Raw genomic sequence first — 6156 nt, forward strand, 5'->3', positions numbered from 1 at the left:
GCATCTTCCGCCACGCCCGCTGCAGCCCCAACCGCCTGTCGTCAGCAGCCAAAGCCATCCTCACCCTGGAGAAGCAACGCTGAAAAAGCTCAGTGTCTTGCGGAGCTGCTCGGGCAGCTTCGTCATCGACACCGTCAGGGCAGTGTTCATCGCGACGGCGCCGTAACCGCCCAACACCGGGCCGTTCTTCACGGTCGGCACCTCGCCCCAACCCTCCATCCTCGGCAGATGCACCAGGAAGGTGGATCGGCTGCTGCGCTCGACGAGCGTGCCGATCGCGGACCGGCCCGTCCCGATGATCAGATCGCCTTCCCAATGCCCCGGGACCGCGCGGTCCGCGGCCTCTGCAGGACGTTCACTGAGGACGACGTCCGCGGTGACATGCCCTTGCGGCTTGTTCCGTGACCTCGACCGAGGCTCTCGAAGCGCCCGCCCGGTGCGCAGGCAGGCGACCAGCTCACGCTTGAGCGCACCACGGCCCTCGATGAACAGCGACTGGTAGATCGCCTCGTGGCTGATGCGCATGGACTCATCCTCGGGGAAGTCGGCCTTCAACCGGTGCGAGATCTGTTCCGGGCTCCATGCCGTCGCCCACCGCCTGTCTTGCCGGTGCGGCTTGTTCAGCCCTTTCCACGCAGGCGTTGGCGGTCCTGCGGCGACCGTCCCGTCAGACCGGAGAACGTTCCCCGACAACCTCTCCTGAACGTACTCACGCAACCGGTCGTTGCCCAGGAGCTTCGCGCTCTTCGGGCGCTTGGCCGCCTGCTGAGCCTTCCACTGGGCGACCGTCGCGCGGTACTCCTGCTTGCCGCTGCGCGTGGCGGCGTTGCGGCGCAGTTCACGAGAGATTGTCCCGGGGTCACGCTCCAAGGCGCGGGCGATCTCGCGCACACCCTTGCTCATCGCCCTGAGAATCGCGATCTCCTCGCGCTCCTCGAACGTGAGATACCGGCCCGAGGGCTCGGCCAACGAGATCGGAGGCATGCCGCCAGCGTGACGAAACCACCTCGCACCCACCGGCCACGACACGCCGACCAGCAGCGACGCCTCGGCCGTCGTGACCCCCGTGGCGATCAGTCGCCAGAACTGGCGTTGTACGACCCGAGACGGATCAGGCCGCCCCGGCGAGCGCATCGCCGGCCGCAACGCACGGTCAGCGCGCCACTGCCGACGTCGCTCCTCCGGAACATCGCGGTCTTCAAACTCCAGTCCGCCGTGGCCACGTCGCACACCTCCGAGATCAGGGTGTTGCGACGACCAGTTGAATCCACCCTGAGAGCCCCTGTCCGCGTGGAAAATCACTCCGTCGACGTGGCCACCGACGGCCGCCACGGCCATCTCGAGAGCGTCGGTGACCAGTTCTGCGCGCATGTGTGAGGCCATCGACCAGCCGAGCACGCGGCGCGAGCAGATGTCGATTACGCAGGCGAGGTACAACCATGAGCCGCCGACCTGCACGTATGTGATGTCGCCGCACCATTTCTCGTTCAGGTGGCCGGCCGAGAAGTCGCGCCGAACCAGGTCCGGAGCTGGTGGCGCGAGCCGGTCCGGGACCGTAGCAGGTGCCGTCCCTGGATGCCGCCCGCGCCATGAGCCGCTCGACGCGCTTGCGGTTGACGGTGTGCCCGAAGCCCCGCAACTCGGCGTGGACGCGGCGGACCCCGTACGTCCCGTTGTGGCCGGCGTGGATCTCGCGGATCTCCGCGACCAGGGCGTCGTCGGCCACGCGGCGGGCCTCACGGGCCCCGCCGCCGGCCAGCCACCGGTAGTAGCCCGACCGCGAGACACCGAGGACGCGGCATATCCGCTGCATGCCCAAGTCGGCGCGGTGGGTGGAGATGAAGTTCCAGCGGCCTGTCACCGACGAAATCACCGCCGAGCTCACCATGCTCGTCGGCTTCGACCAAAACCTCGCCGCCGAAGCAACCCGCACCTCCAACCGGATACGAGGCCTGCTCACCCAGTTCCACCCGTCGCTGGAACGCGTCCTTGGCCCCCGCCTCGACCACCAGGCCGTCACCTGGCTGCTCGAGCGCTACGGCTCCCCGGCCGCCCTGCGCAAAGCCGGCCGCCGCAGGCTCGTCGAAGTGATCCGGCCCAAGGCCCCGCGCATGGCCACCCGGCTGATCGACGACGTTTTCGACGCACTCGACGAGCAGACCGTCATCGTCCCGGGAACCGCCACCCTCGACATCGTCGTCCCGTCGCTGGCCAAGTCGCTGGCGGCCGTGCACGAACAACGCCGGGCCCTGGAAGCACAGATCGAGGCCCTGCTGGAGGCCCACCCTCTTTCCGAGGTCCTGACGTCGCTGCCCGGCGTCGGCGTCAGGACCGCGGCAATCCTCCTGGTCACCATCGGCGACGGCAGCTCGTTCCCCAGCACCGCCCACCTCGCCTCCTACGCCGGCCTAGCCCCCACCACCAAGCAGTCAGGCACCTCCATCCACGGCGAACACGCACCCCGAGGCGGAAACCGGCAGCTCAAACGCGCGATGTCCCTGTCCGCGTTCGCCGCCCTCCACGACCCCGCCTCACGCACCTACTACGACAAGGGCCGGGCCCGCGGCAAAACCCACACTCAAGCCCTCCTCCGCCTCGCCCGCCACCGCATCAGCGTCATATTCGCCATGCTCCGCGACGGCACCTACTACGAACCCAGAACCCCCCGCGCCGCTTGACGAAAGACATAGAGGCACCCCCCCGGCCGCCGACCGCCTTCCAGGAGTACTGCGACCAGCAGGGAATTCAGCGCCTGATGTCCTGGCGCGCGATCAGTTAGCGCGGGCGGCGACCAAGATCCCCGACAGAGTCAAGTTAGGGGGATGACGCCTAAACGGCAGACAGTTCGCGAGCGGATCCGGTTGGAGGTCGCCGGGCGCTTTACCGTGGGTGCCTTTAACGCGGAGGTCACGGTCGCCAAGAACTTACCGGCGAGTGTGCGCTTGGCGCGGCAATGGCGTCGGCCCTGGCAGGACGCCAGCCGCGCCAAATCGTGAGTACCCATGAGAATCTGATGATCAGCCGATCAACCCGCCCGAGAAAGAATGCGCAACCAACTTCCCACTTGCGAGTTGCGTCGTATGATTCATTCCGGGCATCTGAGGTGCCTCTCACGTAAGAGTAATCCGTACCCCCACCGTGCCTTCACGGCCCCTACGCAACCGGCTACCGAAGAGGACGAGCCGACCCATAAGACCGTACTTGCGAGCGACTAGCAAACGATAGCGTTCGGTTTCCTGCGCTCCCAGAATCTCGGCACGAGCCTGCACTTGATTTCCCGTCGGGTTACCGCGCACATCGCATGGCCCAACCAAAACGTCTGCTTGATTGCGGATCCGCTTGACCTTACCGGAGTCTGCGACGGTCCACACTCCCAGGGCATCGTCGTCGAGCACTACCCACACAGGCGTCGGCACGGTCCGCCCGTCTCGACGGTAGGTGGTGACCAGGAGATACTTTCCCGCCGCCAGGTCGACGGTCCCGCTGTCCTCAACCATGCCCTCAGACTACGCGCTGTAAGGACCACTTGTGTGGTCAGCATGTGGGGCTTTTGATCGGTGATCAAGCACAAGCCGGTGCAGTAGGGCTGCTCGGCGGCGATGTGGGCGGTCGACAGGAGCGCTCTCGTCGTGGCCGCGAACGCCTTGCATGTTGCCGCCTGCGGTCTGCGACAAGATCCGGTGCGCTGGACACAGGATCTCGACCGTTGCCGCGACGTACCGGTAGACCGTGATCAGCCCCACAGCGCAGGGCCCCACGGATCTCGGGCTAGAAGACTGCTGAAAATCTTGTTGTGGGGCCGCCCCGGCCGGAGGCCGGGGCGGCCCTTTCGTTTATGCGGTGGCTGGGGCGATGTGCCAGGTGGTGTTGGTTCGGGTGAGTCCGAGGGTGATCAGTCGGCGGAGGTTGAGGGCGGCGGCGCGGTGGTGGAGCCAGATGTTGTTGGCGATGACGCCGCAGTGCGGGACCCGGCGGTTGCCCTTGGCGACCAGCCAGGCGATGGCGCGTTCGACTGGCGGCCGCCATCGGCGGTATTCGTCTTGCCAGCCGGGGTCGGTGGCGGCCTGACGGCGGGCGGCGGTCAGCAGTTCGTGCTGGGGATGGACGTTCAGGGTGCGTCCGGTCTTGGACTTAGTGCAGCGTTCCCGTAGGGGGCAGTTGGTGCAGGCGCGCTTGAACTGGGCCGTGCGGGCGCCGTCGGCTTTGGCCTGGCCGAGGTTGGCGGTGTGTCCGGCCGGGCAGGTCGCGGTGCCGGCGGCCAGATCGAGGCGGAAGTCATCGATGGTGAAGCCGCCGGGGACGGCCTGCCGCAGCGGCGGCGGCTTGATCACCAGGGTGTGGCCTTCTGCCTGCAGACGTGCGCGCAGGTCGCCGGTGCCGTAGGCGCTATCGCCGAGCACGGTTAACTCCGCGCCCTCCTCCTCGTCGGCCAGCAGACCGGGCGCGACGGCGGCCTCATGGTTGTCGGGGCCATAGCCGCTGGTCAGGGCGACGGCGGTGAAGAGTCCGGTCTCCGGCTCGAAGGCGACGTGTCCTTTGAAGCCTTCGCTGTGGCGGGTGCGGTTCTTGTGGATGTGCCGTGCGTCGGGGTCGACGGTGGACACGGTCCGGTCCGGCACCGTGCGCTTGGCGATGCGCCAGCGGCCGTCGCGCCCATCGGAGTCCTCGGCAGGTTCCACGTCCTGGCCCGCGACCAGGGCCAGCAGACCGACCGCGTTCGCCGCCTTCTCGCCCAGGTTTTGCTCGGGCAGGTGCCCGAGCAGGTTGAGGGCGTCGGTGACCAGCGCGTCGACCAGTGCGGCGCGGGCCGACTCGTCGTCCCAGGCAATCCTCGGTTTGCCCGGGTCGGTGTAGTCGTGCGCGCGGCAGTGCCCCGCAGCCACCTCCTCGGCGCCGGGAACCTCGCGGATCACCCGGCGGATCGCGGAGATGATCTGGGTGACGGTGTCCTGGGTGGCCACCGCGTCATCGAGCACGCTGGAATCCAGCGCCCGCCGCTGCCTGCCCTTGAGCACGCCGGTCGCGGCCACGACTTCCCTGACCTTGGTGAAGATCCGCAAGGGATCGGCCGAATGACGCAGGCGGCGCCGGAAGTACGTCAGCAGCGACGGGTCGAACGCGGTGTCGTACAGCCCGAGCCCGCAGGCGGCCTTCCACCGCAGGTCACACCGCAGTTCCTGGACGGTCTCGAAGTCCGACAATCCCTGCAGGCTCTGCAGTACCACCGTCGCGGCCAGCACCTGAGGCGGCAGACTCGGCCGGCCGTTGGACGACGGATACATGTCCGCGAACATCCCCGGCGGGAACAGCACCTCGCGATGCTCGGCCAGAAATGCGAACACACTGCCAGCCGGGATCAACTCCCGACACGTCTCCCACACATCCGGCCCGACCGACTCCCCGGCCCATTCCCCCTGCATGCCTACAAGACTGGCCCCGACTCCACAGAGCCGGGGCCAGAACCCGAGATTTTCAGCAGTCTTCTAGGGCGCGGGCTGTCCCGAAACCACAGTTTCGGGACAGCCGTTCGTCAACAGAGATTCAGCTCAACTGCCGATGGATGAAATCTGGCGGAACACAGCAGCCTGCCCGTGGTTGGTTCCGTCGAAGGCTTCAAGGTTCCACATGCAGACGTCCTCAATGCGGAATATCTGGCCGCCCTTGTGCTGCCGCAGTCCCTGATAACCATCGGCGTAGCCATGTTCGTTGACTGACGCCAGCAGGGCATCTCGGTCCTGCTGGGCATCCATGGCGGCAGACTGCCGCGACGGGAGGCCCATGAATTCGTCCCAGGTGTAGCCGAAGGCCCGTTGCGCGGTGCGATTGGCGTACATGAACAGAGGGTCGGCTGATGTATCGTGCGCCAGCAGCCCGAAAGGTGCATCCTCGTAGAGCCACTGAGCGGCCTCGGCGTCCGATGCCCAGACCGGCGGACACAGATTGACGCCCACCAGGCGGCGGTAGCTGTCGAGTAGGAGGATGGCGAACGAAGGGTCCTCGCGGAGATCGGATGGCCCGGCGTATCTGTCCAAGTGCCGCCGTGACGGGTCAGTCACCGTTCTCCACCCAGCTCATCAGCTTGCGCAGCTTCTTGCCGGTGGTCTCCAGCAGGTGGTTCTCGTCGGCCTTCTTGTACTCGTTGTACTTCGGCAGGCC

Annotated in this window: 3 protein-coding genes and 4 pseudogenes; 1 reads left to right on the top strand and 6 read right to left on the bottom strand. The window is 67.0% G+C overall.

What is annotated here, in order from left to right:
• Nucleotides 1–84 precede the first annotated feature (84 nt).
• Nucleotides 85–1521: pseudogene (locus tag ACIP98_RS41665) on the bottom strand (IS30 family transposase); the annotation flags it as partial.
• Nucleotides 1522–1594: 73 nt separating this feature from the next.
• Nucleotides 1595–1888: pseudogene (locus tag ACIP98_RS41670) on the bottom strand (IS3 family transposase); the annotation flags it as partial.
• Here ACIP98_RS41670 and ACIP98_RS41675 point away from each other — a divergent pair.
• Nucleotides 1860–2678 (top strand): annotated as a pseudogene (locus ACIP98_RS41675) (IS110 family transposase); the annotation flags it as partial. The pseudogenes ACIP98_RS41670 and ACIP98_RS41675 sit on opposite strands and share 29 nt — an antisense overlap.
• Nucleotides 2679–3110: 432 nt before the next feature.
• On the opposite strand, the gene ACIP98_RS41680 reads toward ACIP98_RS41675, so the two are convergent.
• The 4 genes and pseudogenes from ACIP98_RS41680 to ACIP98_RS41695 form a co-directional block, all read right to left on the bottom strand.
• A complete protein-coding gene (locus ACIP98_RS41680) occupies nucleotides 3111–3497 on the bottom strand; it encodes a PPOX class F420-dependent oxidoreductase (protein WP_401982019.1) in 387 nt (128 codons plus the stop codon).
• Between the two features lie 336 nt (nucleotides 3498–3833).
• Complete coding sequence (locus ACIP98_RS41685; RefSeq protein WP_401982021.1) at nucleotides 3834–5420, bottom strand: IS1182 family transposase; 1587 nt, start codon at nucleotides 5418–5420, stop codon at nucleotides 3834–3836.
• A 126-nt stretch (nucleotides 5421–5546) separates the two neighbouring features.
• On the bottom strand, nucleotides 5547–6056 hold the full coding sequence (locus ACIP98_RS41690; RefSeq protein ID WP_401982022.1) for an MEKHLA domain-containing protein: 510 nt from the start codon (nucleotides 6054–6056) through the stop codon (nucleotides 5547–5549).
• Nucleotides 6049–6156, bottom strand: a pseudogene (locus ACIP98_RS41695) (ketol-acid reductoisomerase); the annotation flags it as partial. The pseudogene ACIP98_RS41695 and the gene ACIP98_RS41690, both read right to left, overlap by 8 nt.

It is taken from the genome of Streptomyces sp. NPDC088354 (genome assembly GCF_044753585.1).
GTDB lineage: Bacteria > Actinomycetota > Actinomycetes > Streptomycetales > Streptomycetaceae > Actinacidiphila.